Source organism: Qipengyuania sp. SM2512, from assembly GCF_054954005.1.
The window spans coordinates 1260031-1273027 of record NZ_CM143134.1; the positions used below are offsets into that span (position 1 = coordinate 1260031).

Here is a 12997-nt window from a genome sequence, read left to right on the forward strand (position 1 = left end):
ACCGGCGGCGGTTCACGCTTGGTTTCAGGCGGCGCCGGTCTCGGCAATCCACCCGCCGCCGACCACCCGCTCACCCGCATAGATCACCGCCGCCTGTCCGGGCGCGACGCCGTATTCGGGATTTTCGAACCGCAGGGTGACCGATGCATCCTCGCCCAGTGGCCCTTCGACCCGCACGGGAACCGGCTTCGATAGCGATCGGACCTTGGCGGTCAGTGGCCCGTCAGGAAGCGGGCCGATGCGGTTGGTCTCGATGACGCGGGCGCCCGTCACCGCCAGCATCCGCCGCGGTCCGACCCGGACTTCGCGCGAGGCCGCATCTATGCCCACGACATAGAGCGGTTCGGCCTGCCCGCCGATATCCAGCCCGCGTCGCTGGCCGACGGTGTAGTGGATCACGCCCTTGTGCTGCCCCAGCACCGCGCCGCTCTCGGCATGGACGATATCGCCCGCGATCCCGCCTTCGGGACGCAGGCTGCGGACGATCTTGGCGTAATCGCCATCGGGAACGAAGCAGATGTCCTGGCTGTCGGGCTTGGCCGCATTGCGCAGGCCCGCCTGTTCGGCCAGTCGCCGCACCTCAGGCTTGGGCAGGCCGCCCAGCGGGAAGCGCAGATAGTCGAGCTGCGTCTCGGTGGTGGCAAACAGGAAATAGGACTGGTCGCGCGCGGGATCGAGCGCGCGTTGGAGTTCGGGGCCGGCGGGGCCCATGGTGCGGCGCACGTAATGTCCGGTGGCGAGGCAATCGGCGCCCAGTTCGCGCGCCATGGCGAACAGATCGGTGAATTTGGGCCCCATGTTGCAGCGGATGCAGGGCACCGGGGTGCGGCCAGCGAGATATTCGTCGGCGAAGGTCTCGACCACTTCCTCGCGGAAGCTGCTCTCGTGATCGAAGACGTAATGCGCGATACCCAGCCGGTCGGCGACCGCCTGCGCGTCGCGGATGTCGTCGCCGGCGCAGCAGGCGCCCTTGCGCCCCGTCGCCGCGCCGAAATCGTAGAGCTGCAGCGTGATTCCGATCACTTCGGCGCCGCTTTTCGCGGCCAGTGCGGCGACCACCGAGCTGTCGACCCCGCCCGACATCGCGACCACGATGCGGCATTCGGCCGCGGGGCGCGGCAGGTCGAACAGCGCGGCGGCGTCTTCGGGGCGGGTCAGCGGGTCGGGGCCGGGATCGCGGCCCTGATTATGGGGCGCGTCGGACGCGAGAAGGGCGGGGTGGGCGGCGAAGGTCATGGGCCGCGGCCCATACACCGCCGTGGGCTCGCTGGCCAGCCAGGGGCGGGGCGCAGGCCGGAAGCGGCGTTGCATGCTCTCTTTGCAGGACCGCGGGGAGCGCGCGGGCGATTCGATTTCGCTCCGCATCATGTTTCACAGACTGTTTACCACATCCCCTTATAGCTCGACCTCATGTTCGAGGGTCACATCAACACATCGCAGCCGGAGACCCGGAGCGACTCGCAGGATTTGCGCCAGTTGCGCTGGACCGATCTCGTCGCCCGGCTCGCGGCGACTCGAGATCTGCGCGAGGAGCTGGGCCATCCCGGCGAGGCCGGATTCGCGGGATTTTCGACCTCGCTCCCCGAGCTCGGCGAAAAAGGTAAACGCGGCGGTAACCAGGATATTTTAAGGCATGGAAAATTCACCCGTTCTAAGCCTGCAGCCGCCGCGAATGACGCGGCCCAAGGCGACCGGGACGACACATGATTGAAAACCAAGACATCCGCCCAGCTCAGGTCATCGGCCCCCTCGGTGAACCGCTGACGATCGCCGACCTGCCCTCGCCGCAGACCAAGCGCTGGGTCGTGCGCCGCAAGGCCGAAGTGGTCGCCGCGGTCAATGGCGGGCTGCTGACGATCGACGAAGTGCTCGAACGCTATGGCCTCACGCTCGAGGAGTTCGCCTCGTGGCAGCGCGCGGTCGACCGCTCGGGAATGCAGGGCCTGCGGGTGACGCGGATCCAGCACTATCGCGACCTCTACGAGCGCCAGCTCAAATACTGACCGACCCGGCGGCAAACCGGAGCAAGGGTTCCTGCAGCGATGCGGGAACCTTTTTGCTATCCGCTGGATAGTCCCCTGTAACCCGGCGCCCCGGGAACCGTTTTTCCTGCACGACCGTTCCAGCGGCATCAGCAAAAACGAATAAGTACAAACAGGAGGAATATTATGGGTTGGATTATCGCTATTATCGTCGGCGGCATCATCGGCTGGCTCGCCAGTCTCGTGATGAACCGGGATGCCTCGATGGGCATTTTCTGGAACATCGTCGTCGGCATCGTCGGCTCGTTCATCGGCGGCTTCATCGGCTCGCTGATCGGCGTCGGCGCAACTCTGACCGAATTCAGCCTCCCCGGACTGCTGATGTCGTTCCTGGGCGCCATCGTGCTGCTCGCGATCGTCAACATGGTTCAGCGCGGCCGCGCTCGCTAAGCCCGCACTATAGCAACGGATCAGGGGCGGTTGGCGTGATGCCAGCCGCCCTTTTTCTTGTCCGCTACCCCCGTGACTTCAGGTCCGACCGCCTGTCGCTCGTGGTTTGCGCATTGCCGCCGGTCGAACCGCAGATTGCCCTTGCCCGCGCTCGCGAGTAGGGCGATTGCGAACTGCTCCTTGCACAGAGTGATATAGTCGGATAACACACCTGCAAGTTCTGCAAGCCGAGGCATAGGCGCGATGAATTACGAAACGACCGTCACGGGCGAGGGGGGGCAACCCCTGACCAGCGATTTCGAATCGCTCGAAACCGAATCCCGCACGCGCAGCCGTCGCCGGCTGTTCATCGTGCTCGGCATCATCATCGCTGCGCTGATCGCGGCTGCGGTCGCGTGGCAGATGACGAGTTCGGAAGCCGTACCCGTCGCCGATCGCGACGGCCAGCTGCCGACCGTCACCGTCATCGCGCCCGGCCAGACCACGGTCGAGGGCGAGATCACCGCCACCGGGACGCTCGCCGCGCGGCGCGAAATGCCCGTAGGCGTGGTTGGCGAAGGCGGCCGCGTGGTCTCGGTGCCCGTCGATGCCGGCGACTGGGTCAATCAGGGCCAGGTGCTCGCGGTGATCGATCGCTCGGTCCAGTCGCAGCAGGTCCGCAGCGCCCAGGCGCAGATCGAAGTGGCGCGGTCCGAAGCCAATCTCGCGCAGGCCAATCTCGACCGCGCGCTGCAGCTGGTCGAACGCGGCTTCATCTCCAAGGCCGATGTCGATCGCCTCACCGCCACCCGCGACGGCGCGGTCGCGCGGCTTGGCGTCGCGCAGGCGCAGCTCGGCGAGCTGCAGGCGCGCAACGATCGGCTCAACATCGTCGCCCCCGCCGCCGGGCTGGTGCTGTCGCGCGATGTCGAGCCCGGCCAGACCGTGAGCGCCGGCTCCGCGCCGCTGTTCCTGATCGCCCGCGGCGGCGAGATCGAGATGCTCGCGCAGGTCGGCGAGACCCAGCTGAGCAATCTTTCGACCGGCGTCCGCGCCGAAGTGACCCCGGTGGGCAGCGACAAGAGCTATATCGGGCAGGTGTGGCAATTGTCGCCGGTCATCGACGCCCAGAACCGCCAGGGCACCGCACGGATCGCGCTGTCCTACGAACCGGGTCTGCGCCCGGGCGGTTTCGCTACCGCACAGATCGCCAGCGGGACGGTGGTGGCGCCGGTGCTGCCCGAATCCGCGGTGCTGTCCGACGACGAGGGCGCCTTCGTCTACATCATCGACTCCGACAACAAGGCGCAGCGCCGCTCGGTCACCACCGGCTCGGTAACGCCCGCTGGCATCGTCGTCACCGAAGGCCTGACCGGAAGCGAGCGCGTCGTGCTGCGTGCCGGCGGCTTCCTGACCGAGGGCGAGACGGTCAATCCGCAACTGGTCGAAAACGACGGAGCCTGACGGGCGATGAACTTCCAGAACATCTCCGCCTGGTCGATCCGCAACCCGGTCATCCCGCTGGTCGCGTTCATCGGGCTGCTGTTCGCCGGCCTGCTCAGCTTCGCGCAGATGGATGTCGTCAACAATCCCGACATCGAATTCCCCGCGGTCAACGTCTCGATCTCGCAGCCCGGCGCCGCGCCGACCGAGATCGAGAACCAGATCACCCAGCTGGTCGAATCGGCGGTCCGCTCGATCAACGGCGTCAAGACGATCAATTCGACCGCCAGCGAGGGCAATTCCAACACCTTCATCGAATTCGAAATCGGCATCGATCCCAATGATGCGGTCGCCGAGGTCAAGAACGCAGTCGACACCGTGCGCGGCAGCCTCCCCGAGGGGATCCTCGAACCGCGCGTCTCCAAGGAAGAGATAGCCGGCGGCTTCCTCGCGATCTACGCGGTCGAAGCCGACGACATGACGATCGAGCAGCTTAGCTGGTTCATCGACGACGTCGTCGCCAAGCGGCTGCTCAGCGTCGAGGGAATGGCCGAGGTCAACCGCTTCGCCGGGGTCGATCGCGAGATCGAGGTCATTCTCGATCTCGACCGGATGCAGGCTTACGGCGTCACCGCCAGCCAGATCAACCAGGTGCTGCGCTCGACCAACGTCGATGCCGCGGGCGGCATGACCGAGGTCGGCGGCACCCGCCAGTCGGTCCGCGTGCTGGGCAGCAGCGAGAGCGCCTATGAGCTGGGCCAGCGCCAGATCCAGCTTGGTAATGGCACCACGGTCAAGCTGTCCGACGTCGCCACCGTCCGCGACGGCTATTCCGAACGCACCTCGATCAGCAAGGTGCGCGACAAGGAAGTCGTGAACTTCGCGATGTCGCGCGCCAAGGGCGCGTCGGACGTGACCACTTTCGACCTCGCGGTCGAAGAAATCGCCGCGATCGAGGCGGAGAACCCCGGCGTCACTTTCGTTCCGCTGTTCAACACCGTCAAATACACGCTCGAGCAATATGAAAGCTCGATGGCGGCGATGATCGAGGGCGCCATCCTCGCGGTCGTGGTGGTGTTCTTCTTCCTGCGCGACTGGCGCGCCACCGCCATCTCCGCGGTCGCGATTCCGCTCTCCGCGATCCCGACCTTCTGGTTCATGGATCTGCTCGGCTTCAACCTCAACCAGCTCTCGCTGCTCGCGCTGGGTCTGGTGGCCGGCGTGCTGGTCGACGATGCCATCGTCGAAATCGAGAACATCGTGCGCCACATGCGCATGGGCAAATCCGCCTATCAGGCCTCGATCGACGCCGCCGACGAGATCGGCCTGCCCGTGGTCGCAACCAGCTTCTGTATCGTCGCGGTGTTCCTGCCCGTCGGGCTGATGCCCGGCATCCCCGGCCAGTTCTTCAAGAATTTCGGCATCACGGTGGTTATCGCGGTGCTGATGTCGCTCGCCGTGGCGCGGATGATCACTCCGATGCTGGCAGCCTATTTCCTCAAGGCTCATGGCCACGCCGAACACGGCGAGGGCAAGTGGATGGACCGCTACATGCGGGTCCTCGAATGGACGCTCAACCGCGGCAAGATGTTCGCGAAGCGCGAATCCGTCGAGGCCCCCCGCCACCGCTTTGTCTATGCGCTGAGCCTGCTGGTCACGGTGCTCGCGATGCTGGCAGCCTCCGCCGCAACCGTCTTCACGGTCTATGGGCTCATATCGGGTTTCGACGTGCCCACCGTCATGGGTAATGCGGTCACGCCCGCTGACGCCGATCCCAACGATCAGGGGATCGCCTTCTTCCTGGTCGAGAAGCTTTTCGCCGTTCTCGAGTTCGCCATCGCGCTGGGTGCGGGTTTCCTCGCCGCGCTGCTGGTGCTGCAACTGGGCCGCCTGCTGACCTCACTTGCCGGCACAAGGGTGCGCAACAGCTGGCGTTATTTGTCGGCGCGGTTCCTCGATCACCGCATCTGGATGGTCGGGATCGGTTATTTCGCGCTGCTGCTGACCATATTGCTGTTCATGAACGTGCCGGCCCAGTTCCAGCCGCTTACCGACAGCGAAAACTCGCGGATCGAGATCGAGATGGTGCCCGGAACCACGCTCGAGACGACTGAGCGGGTGACCGACCGGGTCGCCACGCTGCTCTACGAGCAGCCCGAGGTCGATCTCGCGCTCGAGCGGGTTCGCGAAGGGCAGGCCACGCTCTACGTCACGCTCAAGGAAGATCGCGAGCGCACCTCGATCGAGTTCGAGCGCAGTCTCGCTCCCGCTCTTTCGCAGATCCCAGATGCGCGGGTCCGCTTCGCCTCGCAATCGGGCGGCTTCGGCAGCGGGCGCGACATGACCGTCATGCTGGTCGGCTCCGACCCCGAACTGCTCGAACAGACCGCGGCGACACTTGTCGAGCAGATGAAGGGGATCGACATGCTGGTCGCCCCGCGGATCAGCGCCGATATAAATCGCCCCGAACTGATCATCCAGCCGCGCACCGATCTCGCAGCCGAACTGGGCGTCACCACCGCCGAGCTCAGCCGCACGATCCGCATCGCCACGATGGGCGAAATCGAGCAGAACGCGGCGAAATTCTCGCTGTCCGACCGCCAGATCCCGATCCGGGTCAAGCTGCCCGAACTGTCGCGTGAAAGCCTGGTGACGATCGAGAACCTGCCGGTCCAGACCCGTAGCGGCGGTACCGTACCGCTTTCGCGTGTCGCCGAGATCAGCTTCGGATCGGGACCGACGACGATCCAGCGCTACAACCAGAACCGCCGTGTGCTGGTCGGCGCCGACCTCGCGCAAGGCGTCATCAAGGGCGAGGCGCAGGCCGAGATCGACGAGCTTCCGGTGCTGCAGAACCTGCCGCAGGGTGTCGCGCGCGATGTGGTGGGCGAAGACGAATGGCAGGCCGAGATGCTCAACAGCCTCGTCATCGCGATCCTGTCGGGCTTTCTGCTGGTGTTCGCGGTGCTGGTGCTGCTCTACAAGCGGCTGATGAGCCCGCTGGTCAACATGACCTCGCTGCTGCTGGCGCCGCTGGGCGGTATCTTCCTGGTCTGGATCATCGGTCAGCCGCAATCGATGCCGGTCTATATCGGCGTGCTGCTCTTGCTGGGGATCGTTTCCAAGAATTCGATCCTGCTGATCGATTTCGCGATCGAGGCGATGGCCGACGGCAAGGAGAAGTTCGCCGCGATCATGGATGCCGGGCACAAGCGCGCCCAGCCGATCGTGATGACCACGGTGGCGATGACCGCGGGCATGGTCCCGGTCTCGCTCTCGGGCGTCTTCGGCTCGGGCGACGGTGCCTTCCGCGCGCCGATGGGCACGATGGTGATCGGCGGGCTGATCCTTTCCACCGTCCTCACGCTGCTGATCGTGCCGGCGGGCTTCAGCCTCGCGGACGGCGTCGAACGGCGGCTCGGGCCGTGGATGCGGCAGCGCTTCCTGACCTATCGCCCCGGCGACGAAGATGGCGATTCGCGCAAGGGGGAGGTCGCTCCTGCCGAGTGACGATTCCCGCGGCGGCTTGATGACCGGGGCCGGGCCGCGGCGCGTGTCGGGCGACATGCTCAACCAGGACCGGGTGCGCCGGATGCGCTGGACCGCGACCGGCATGCTCGTGGTCATGGCCGCGGTGTTCGTGCTTTCGGGCCGCTATCTCGAATTGCATCCCGCCTGGGGCTATGTCCACGCCTTTTCGGAAGCGGCGATGGTGGGCGGGCTGGCCGACTGGTTCGCGGTCACCGCGCTGTTCCGCCGCCCGCTCGGCCTGCCGATCCCGCACACCGCGATCATCCCCCAGAACAAGGACCGCATCGCCGACACCATGGCGCAGTTCCTGCGCGAGAATTTCCTCACCCCCGCGGTGGTGGCGCGGCGGATGCGCGCGATGAACCTCGCGCAGGCGGTCGGCCGCTATCTCACCGAGCCTGGCGAGCAGGGCGGGGGCCGGATCCGCGCGGGTGCCGGTGATCTTTTCGTCGAAGTCCTCGAATCGCTCGATCCCGACCGGCTAGGCGGACAGGTCCGCGGCGCACTCAAGACCGGGCTCGACCGGATCGAGGTGGCGCCGCTGCTCGGCCAGATGCTCGAGGCGATGATCGCCGACGGACGTCACCGCCCGCTGATCGACAGCATCATCCGCTGGGCCGGGCTGGTGCTCGAGGACAATGAGGACATGGTCCGCGCGATGATCAACCAGCGCGTCAACGCGCTGCTGCGCTTCACCGGGCTCGACGAGCGGCTGGCCAATTCGGTGCTCGACGGGCTCTACCGGATGCTCGCCGAAGTGCTGGTCGACCCGCAGCATCCCCTGCGCGCCAAGGTCGAGGACGGGTTGGCGGACCTCGCCAAGGGCCTGCGCGAGGACCCCGAACTGCAGGCCAAGGTCGAGCGGATCAAGCACGAGATGCTCGACAATCCCGCCATCGCCACCTGGTGGCAGGGGGTGTGGGAACGGCTGCGCCACCGGTTGATCGAGATGGTCCGCGGCGGCGGAAGCGGCGAAATGCGGGAGCGGCTCACCGACAGCCTCGCGGAAATGGGCGCGGCGCTGCGCGACGATCCGCGGCTCCAGCAACAGGTCAACCGCTTCGCCCGCCGCACCGCGGTCGGGCTGACCTCGCGCTATGGCGGACAGATCGTCCGGCTGGTCTCCGAGACGGTGCGCGGCTGGGACGCCAGCACGATCACCGGCCGGGTCGAGAACGCGGTCGGCCGCGACCTGCAGTTCATCCGCATCAACGGCACGCTGGTCGGCGGTCTGGTGGGGCTGACGCTGCATTTCCTCAGCGGGGTGTTCTGAGACCCGCTGCCGCGCTGGGCTCGCTACCGCTCGGGCATCACAAAGCGGATCGTGGTGCGATAGAAAGAGGCGATCGGCTGTCCTTCGGCACCTAGCGCGGGTTCGAAGCGGGCCCGCTGCATCAGCCGTTTGCATGAGATCTCGTCGAAATCCGCCCCGCGGGTCGAGCCCTGGATATGGCAATCGCTCGGTACGCCGTCGGGACCGACCGAAAGGCGAAGCTGCACCAGCCCCTGAACGCCCATCGCTACCAATCCCAGCGGATAATCGCGAGTGTTGAGCCATGTCCCTGGATTGTCCTTGGGAATGGCCCGCCGCGCGAGCTGGGCATGCTCACCGACGTCGATGCCCCAGTGCTGCACCAGATCGTCCGTGCATTTGCGCATCGCGGCCATCGGCGGCCCCATCGGCCCCAGAGCCAATTGCAGGGGGGTGCGCCCGCCTCGGGTATTGGTCAGCCACTCGATGCGCGCCTCGCGATCGGGCGAGAATTTCTGCGCGAAGGGATCGGTTTCCCGAGCATATTCCGCGAGAGCGGATTGAGGCGGGGAGGTCGTTTCCCCTTCATCGTCTCCGGCGAAGCCTGCGCGAGTCATGATCAGCGCAGGCTTGTATTCGCTCAGGTCGCCCAGCGTCGCCCTCTGTTCGCGCACCCGTTCGTACTGGCCGAACTGCAAGCTGTATTCGTCGTTGCTGTCGCGCGACGCGATAGTGCGAACCGGCTTGCCAGCGACTACCATCGCGAACCCGTCTCCCGGGCCGTAGCGTTCGATGTAAAAAGCGGTCCTGTCATCGCCTTCGCCGAAAATTCGCATCAGCCGACAGCTCTCGTCGGCAAAGTTCAGATTCCAGGCGGAACTCGGTTCGAGCACGACGGGCTGATCGGCAGCGAGTGCAGCTTGTGCGGTGACGGCAATCGATACTGTAGCGCAGAGTATGAAACGAAGCATGGCGACCCTCCTGCCGCTGAGCTTACCGCAGGAGAGCCGCCATGATCAAACGCGAAGTAGAACCGGCGTCAGAGCTTCTCGGTCAGTTCCGGCACCGCCTTGAACAGATCCGCCACCAGGCCGACATCGGCGACCTGGAAGATCGGGGCGTCCTCGTCCTTGTTGATGGCGATGATGGTCTTGGAATCCTTCATCCCCGCAAGGTGCTGGATCGCGCCCGAGATACCGATCGCGATATAGACTTCGGGAGCGACGATCTTGCCGGTCTGGCCGACCTGGTAGTCGTTGGGGACATAGCCCGCATCGACCGCGGCGCGGCTGGCGCCGACGCCCGCGCCGAGCTTGTCGGCGAGCGGCATGATGATCTGTTCGAAGGTCGCCCCGTCCTTGAGCGCGCGGCCGCCCGAGACGATCACCTTGGCGCTGGTCAGTTCGGGACGCTCGCTGGCGGCGATTTCCTCGCTGACGAAGCTGGAGACACCCGCATCGCCGGGGCCCGACACGTCTTCGATCGTCGCCGAGCCGCCCTCGGTCTCGGCCTTGTCGAAGGCGGTGCCGCGCACGGTGATGACCAGCTTGGGATCGGAGGATTCCACCGTCGCGATCGCGTTGCCGGCGTAGATCGGGCGGGTAAAGCTCTTCTCGCCCTCGACCGAGAGGATGTCGGAGATCTGCATCACGTCGAGCTGCGCCGCGACGCGCGGGGCGATGTTCTTGCCATTCGTGGTGGCCGGGAACAGCACCGCATCGTGGTGGCCCATCAGGTCGACGATCAGAGGAGCGACGTTCTCGGCCAGCGCGTGCTCGTAGGTGGCGTGGTCGGCGACATGCACCTTGCCCACGCCGGCGATCTTGGCGGCCTGCTCGCCCACACCACCGCAGCCGCTGCCCGCGACCAGCAGGTGGACTTCGCCCAGCTGCGAGGCGGCGGTGACGGTCGCCAGGGTGGCGTCCATCATCTTGCTATTGTCGTGTTCGACCCAGACCAATGTTTTCATCTTGAATTCCTTGTTCGTGTCTTACGGCCAGCAGCTGCCGGGAGGGCCGCCGCAAGAATATCCCGAGGTGACCCAAAGGATATAGAGATAGATGCTCAGCAGCGTCGCAGCGCTCCCCGCGGCGAAACCAACCTGGGAGGCCGCTTGCCCATCTATGCGATGCCCAGCGCCTTGATCTTGGCGACCAGCGCATCGACGTCGGCGACCTTCTCGCCGGCTTGGCGAACGGGCGGCTCGGTGACCTTGGTGGTGGTCAGCCGCGGCGCGGTCTCGACGCCGTAGTCGGCGGGGGTCTTGCTATCGAGCGGCTTCTTCTTGGCCTTCATGATATTGGGCAGCGAAGCGTAGCGCGGCTCGTTGAGGCGTAAGTCGGTGGTGACGATCGCGGGCAGGGTGAGCTTCACCGTCTGCAGGCCGCCATCGACCTCGCGCTTCACTGTGACCGAATCGCCATCGACCTCGACGGTGTTGGCGAAGGTGCCCTGCGGCCGGCCCAGCAGCGCCGCCAGCATCTGGCCGGTCTGGTTGCTGTCGTCGTCGATCGCCTGCTTGCCGAGCATGACCAGCCCGGGCTGCTCTTCCTCGACGATGGCCTTGAGGATCTTGGCGACCGCGAGGGGTTCGACCGTGTCGTCGGTTTCGACCAGTATCGCGCGGTCGGCGCCCATGGCAAGCGCGGTGCGCAGCGTTTCCTGCGCCTTGGCGGGGCCGATCGAGACCACGACGATCTCCTCGGCCTTGCCGGCTTCCTTGATCCGGATGGCTTCCTCGACCGCGATCTCGTCGAAGGGGTTCATGCTCATCTTGACGTTGGCGAGATCGACGCCCGAGCCGTCGGCCTTGACCCGCGGCTTGACGTTGTAATCGATGACCCGCTTTACGGGCACGAGGATTTTCATGCGCGAAAGTCCCTTTCTGAGATCTGCAAAACGGCGCGAATGGGCCGCTTTCCTAACGAATGCGTGGGCGGGACATTGCGTTCCGCGTGGCTCAGGTCAAGCCCCCGGAGGGGAGCCCGCTTTACCGTAACGTCAACCTGAGGTCGTCCGGTGAGCGGTTGGCGAGCGCCGGGCCCGAATCACCCGGGCGACGCTCGCAACCGCTGCCGATCCGCCGCGTCAGGCGGCCTTTTTCACTTCCGCGACGATCTTGCGCGCGGCATCGCCGAGGTCATTGGCGCTGACGATCGGCAGGCCCGAATTCTCGAGGATTTCCTTGCCCGCCGCGACATTGGTGCCTTCCAGCCGGACCACCAGCGGAACCGAGAGGTTCACGTCCTTGGCCGCCTGGACGATACCGTTGGCGATCACGTCGCATTTCATGATCCCGCCGAAGATGTTGACGAGGATGCCCTCGACCGCGGGATCCTTGAGGATGATCTTGAACGCCGCGGTCACCTTCTCGGTGGTGGCGCCGCCGCCGACATCGAGGAAGTTGGCGGGGAAGGCGCCGTTCAGCTTGATGATGTCCATGGTCGCCATGGCGAGCCCGGCGCCGTTGACCATGCAGCCGATGGTGCCATCGAGCTTGATATAGGCCAGATCGTATTCGCTCGCTTCGACCTCGGCGGGATCTTCCTCGCTCTCGTCGCGCAGCGCCTGCACGTCGGGGTGGCGATAGAGCGCGTTGCCATCGAAGCTCATCTTGGTGTCGAGCACCAGCAGATTGCCGTCTTTCGTTTCGACCAGCGGATTGATCTCGACCATCTCGCAATCGAGCTCGATGAAGGCGGTGTAGAGCTGCTTGGCGAGCTTCTGCGCCTGCTTGTTGAGATCGCCCGAAAGCTCGAGCGCAAAGGCGACCGCGCGGCCGTGGTGCGGCATGAAGCCCTGCGCGGGGTCGATGGTGATGGTGGCGATCTTGTCGGGCGTGTTGTGCGCGACATCCTCGATGTCCATCCCGCCTTCGGTGGAAACGATCATCGCGACCTGGCCGCTGGCGCGGTCGACCACCATCGAGAGGTAGTATTCCGAAGCGATGTCGACGCCGTCGGTGACATAGAGACGGTTGACCTGCTTGCCTTCGTCGCCGGTCTGGATCGTCACCAGCGTGTTGCCGAGCATTTCGCCCGCGTCCTTCTCGACATCCTCGATGCTGTGCGCGAGCCGCACGCCGCCCTTGGCGTCGGCGGGCAGTTCGCTGAACTTGCCCTTGCCGCGGCCGCCGGCATGGATCTGCGCCTTGACGACATAGAGCGGCCCGGGGAGTTTCTTCGCCGCCGCGACCGCTTCCTCGACATTCATCGCCGCGTGTCCGACGGGGATGGCGATGCCGTGCTTGGCGAGAAGTTCCTTGGCCTGATATTCATGGATGTTCATTTGGGGAATGTCCTTGTCGCGCCGCGAAGGGGGGGTGGAGGTTTCGTGCCGCATAAGCATGTCTGGGCGCGCT

Annotated in this window: 12 protein-coding genes; 6 read left to right on the top strand and 6 right to left on the bottom strand. The window is 65.6% G+C overall.

All coding sequences use genetic code 11. From position 1 onward, the window contains the following. Positions 1–24 precede the first annotated feature (24 nt). The gene (mnmA, locus tag ACQ5J0_RS06425; RefSeq protein WP_462569735.1) at positions 25–1236 is read right to left on the bottom strand and encodes a tRNA 2-thiouridine(34) synthase MnmA; all 1212 of its coding nucleotides are present in this window, start codon (positions 1234–1236) and stop codon (positions 25–27) included. A 174-nt stretch (positions 1237–1410) separates the two neighbouring features. On the opposite strand from mnmA, the gene ACQ5J0_RS06430 reads away from it, so the two are divergent. The 3 genes from ACQ5J0_RS06430 to ACQ5J0_RS06440 all read left to right on the top strand — a co-directional run bounded on the left by ACQ5J0_RS06430 (position 1411) and on the right by ACQ5J0_RS06440 (position 2432). Then, the gene (locus ACQ5J0_RS06430; RefSeq protein WP_462569736.1) at positions 1411–1707 is read left to right on the top strand and encodes a hypothetical protein; all 297 of its coding nucleotides are present in this window, start codon (positions 1411–1413) and stop codon (positions 1705–1707) included. After that, complete coding sequence (gene sciP, locus ACQ5J0_RS06435) at positions 1704–2003, top strand: CtrA inhibitor SciP (RefSeq protein WP_305930607.1); 300 nt, start codon at positions 1704–1706, stop codon at positions 2001–2003. The genes ACQ5J0_RS06430 and sciP overlap by 4 nt, the downstream gene beginning before the upstream one ends. Positions 2004–2168: 165 nt before the next feature. After that, positions 2169–2432 carry a GlsB/YeaQ/YmgE family stress response membrane protein gene (locus ACQ5J0_RS06440; RefSeq protein WP_462569737.1) on the top strand — a complete coding sequence of 88 codons (264 nt, stop codon included), beginning with the start codon at positions 2169–2171 and terminating at the stop codon, positions 2430–2432. 20 nt (positions 2433–2452) lie between these two features. On the opposite strand, the gene ACQ5J0_RS06445 is transcribed toward ACQ5J0_RS06440, so the two are convergent. After that, positions 2453–2641 (bottom strand): hypothetical protein, encoded by a 189-nt coding sequence (locus ACQ5J0_RS06445; RefSeq protein ID WP_462569738.1) that lies wholly within the window; start codon positions 2639–2641, stop codon positions 2453–2455. Positions 2642–2675: 34 nt separating this feature from the next. Between ACQ5J0_RS06445 and ACQ5J0_RS06450 the strand changes: the two genes are divergently transcribed. The 3 genes from ACQ5J0_RS06450 (at position 2676) to ACQ5J0_RS06460 (ending at position 8658) form a co-directional block, all read left to right on the top strand. Continuing rightward, a complete protein-coding gene (locus tag ACQ5J0_RS06450; protein ID WP_462569739.1) occupies positions 2676–3875 on the top strand; it encodes an efflux RND transporter periplasmic adaptor subunit in 1200 nt (399 codons plus the stop codon). A gap of 6 nt (positions 3876–3881) precedes the next feature. Then, positions 3882–7364, top strand: coding sequence for an efflux RND transporter permease subunit (locus tag ACQ5J0_RS06455; RefSeq protein WP_462569742.1), 3483 nt, complete (start codon positions 3882–3884; stop codon positions 7362–7364). 82 nt (positions 7365–7446) lie between these two features. After that, positions 7447–8658: a DUF445 domain-containing protein gene (locus ACQ5J0_RS06460; protein ID WP_462570070.1), complete on the top strand. Its 1212-nt coding sequence runs from the start codon at positions 7447–7449 to the stop codon at positions 8656–8658. 23 nt (positions 8659–8681) lie between these two features. Here the strand turns inward: ACQ5J0_RS06460 and ACQ5J0_RS06465 are convergent, their stop codons facing one another. The 4 genes from ACQ5J0_RS06465 to sucC all read right to left on the bottom strand — a co-directional run bounded on the left by ACQ5J0_RS06465 (position 8682) and on the right by sucC (position 12924). After that, positions 8682–9608 (bottom strand): energy transducer TonB, encoded by a 927-nt coding sequence (locus ACQ5J0_RS06465; protein ID WP_462569743.1) that lies wholly within the window; start codon positions 9606–9608, stop codon positions 8682–8684. 68 nt (positions 9609–9676) lie between these two features. Further along, complete coding sequence (locus ACQ5J0_RS06470) at positions 9677–10606, bottom strand: electron transfer flavoprotein subunit alpha/FixB family protein (RefSeq protein WP_462569744.1); 930 nt, start codon at positions 10604–10606, stop codon at positions 9677–9679. A gap of 152 nt (positions 10607–10758) precedes the next feature. Beyond that, positions 10759–11505, bottom strand: coding sequence for an electron transfer flavoprotein subunit beta/FixA family protein (locus ACQ5J0_RS06475; protein ID WP_462569745.1), 747 nt, complete (start codon positions 11503–11505; stop codon positions 10759–10761). Positions 11506–11724: 219 nt separating this feature from the next. Next, positions 11725–12924, bottom strand: coding sequence for an ADP-forming succinate--CoA ligase subunit beta (gene sucC / locus ACQ5J0_RS06480; protein ID WP_462569746.1), 1200 nt, complete (start codon positions 12922–12924; stop codon positions 11725–11727). Positions 12925–12997: the final 73 nt, after the last annotated feature.

What these genes read in the sequence shown, in the direction of transcription:
- mnmA (WP_462569735.1), bottom strand. Translation starts at nt 1,236, where the DNA reads ATGACCTTCGCCGCCCACCCCGCCCTTCTCGCGTCCGACGCGCCCCAT.
- ACQ5J0_RS06430 (WP_462569736.1), top strand. Translation starts at nt 1,411, where the DNA reads ATGTTCGAGGGTCACATCAACACATCGCAGCCGGAGACCCGGAGCGAC.
- sciP (WP_305930607.1), top strand. Translation starts at nt 1,704, where the DNA reads ATGATTGAAAACCAAGACATCCGCCCAGCTCAGGTCATCGGCCCCCTC.
- ACQ5J0_RS06440 (WP_462569737.1), top strand. Translation starts at nt 2,169, where the DNA reads ATGGGTTGGATTATCGCTATTATCGTCGGCGGCATCATCGGCTGGCTC.
- ACQ5J0_RS06450 (WP_462569739.1), top strand. Translation starts at nt 2,676, where the DNA reads ATGAATTACGAAACGACCGTCACGGGCGAGGGGGGGCAACCCCTGACC.
- ACQ5J0_RS06455 (WP_462569742.1), top strand. Translation starts at nt 3,882, where the DNA reads ATGAACTTCCAGAACATCTCCGCCTGGTCGATCCGCAACCCGGTCATC.
- ACQ5J0_RS06460 (WP_462570070.1), top strand. Translation starts at nt 7,447, where the DNA reads ATGCGCTGGACCGCGACCGGCATGCTCGTGGTCATGGCCGCGGTGTTC.
- ACQ5J0_RS06465 (WP_462569743.1), bottom strand. Translation starts at nt 9,608, where the DNA reads ATGCTTCGTTTCATACTCTGCGCTACAGTATCGATTGCCGTCACCGCA.
- ACQ5J0_RS06470 (WP_462569744.1), bottom strand. Translation starts at nt 10,606, where the DNA reads ATGAAAACATTGGTCTGGGTCGAACACGACAATAGCAAGATGATGGAC.
- ACQ5J0_RS06475 (WP_462569745.1), bottom strand. Translation starts at nt 11,505, where the DNA reads ATGAAAATCCTCGTGCCCGTAAAGCGGGTCATCGATTACAACGTCAAG.
- sucC (WP_462569746.1), bottom strand. Translation starts at nt 12,924, where the DNA reads ATGAACATCCATGAATATCAGGCCAAGGAACTTCTCGCCAAGCACGGC.